Consider the following 1,152-nt stretch of genomic DNA (forward strand, 5'->3'; position numbering starts at 1 on the left):
CTAGTGGTTTCCGCCTGACATAAGAGTCCGGTTCGGGATTCCCTTTGTTGCGTTCGCATGCGAGTCTGGCGCATGCGCACAGGAATATCGTTCACCGTTTCGCCGACCGATCGTGCCCGTCTGACGGCGCTGATTAGGGACCGCAATGCCCCACAGAAGCATGTCTGGCGCGCCGAGATCGTGCTTCTGTCCGCCGACGGCGTCGGCACCGTCGAGATCATGCGCCGGACCGGCAAGTCGAAGACCTGCGTGTGGCGCTGGCAGGAGCGCTTTGCCGCGGAAGGCTGCGACGGGCTGCTGCGCGACAAGACGCGGCCGTCGCGCATTCCGCCGCTCGGACCCGATGTCGCCGCGCACGTGGTGGCAATGACGCTTGCCGATCCGCCGGGCGAAACGACGCACTGGACGGCCGACATGATGGCGAAGGCGGCCGGCATCAGCGCCAGCGCGGTCCGGCGCATCTGGAAGGCACATGGCCTCGCGCCCCACCGCTGGCGGCAGTTCAAGCTCTCCAACGATCCGAAATTCGTCGACAAGCTGCGCGACGTCGTCGGCCTCTATGTCGATCCGCCGGCCCACGCCATCGTGCTGTCGGTCGACGAGAAGAGCCAGATCCAGGCGCTCGACCGCACCCAGCCCGGCCTGCCGATGAAGAAGGGCAGACTCGGCACCATGACGCATGACTACAAGCGCAACGGCACGACCACGCTGTTTGCCGCCCTCAACGTGCTCGACGGCACCGTCATCGGCAGGAACATGCAGCGCCATCGCCATCAGGAGTTCATCCGCTTTCTCAATGCCATCAACGCCGAGGTTCCCGCCAACAAGGCCGTGCACGTCATCCTCGACAACTATGCTCCCCATAAGCACCCCAAGGTGCGCCGTTGGCTCGACCGGCACAGCCGCTTCACCTTCCACTTCACCCCGACCTCATGCTCATGGCTCAACGCGGTGGAGGGCTTCTTCGCCAAGCTGTCGAAACGGCGCCTGAAACGCGGCGTCTTCCACTCCGTCATCGACCTCCAGGCCGCCATCAACCGCTTCCTCGCCGAGCACAACCAGCAGCCCAAGCCCTTCACCTGGGCCGCCGATCCCGACAAAATCATCGCCGCCGTCAAGCGCGGGCACCAAGCGTTAGATTCCATCCACTAG

The 1,152-nt window shown here is 64.6% G+C and carries 1 protein-coding gene; it reads left to right on the forward strand.

Annotation, left to right across the window (positions count from 1 at the left end; translation table 11 throughout):
- The first annotated feature begins 72 nt into the window (after positions 1 to 72).
- A complete protein-coding gene (locus tag GGQ90_RS28910) occupies positions 73 to 1,152 on the forward strand; it encodes an IS630 family transposase (protein ID WP_086494367.1) in 1,080 nt (359 codons plus the stop codon).

This window comes from Sphingobium scionense, from assembly GCF_014197035.1.
Classification (GTDB): domain Bacteria; phylum Pseudomonadota; class Alphaproteobacteria; order Sphingomonadales; family Sphingomonadaceae; genus Sphingobium; species Sphingobium scionense.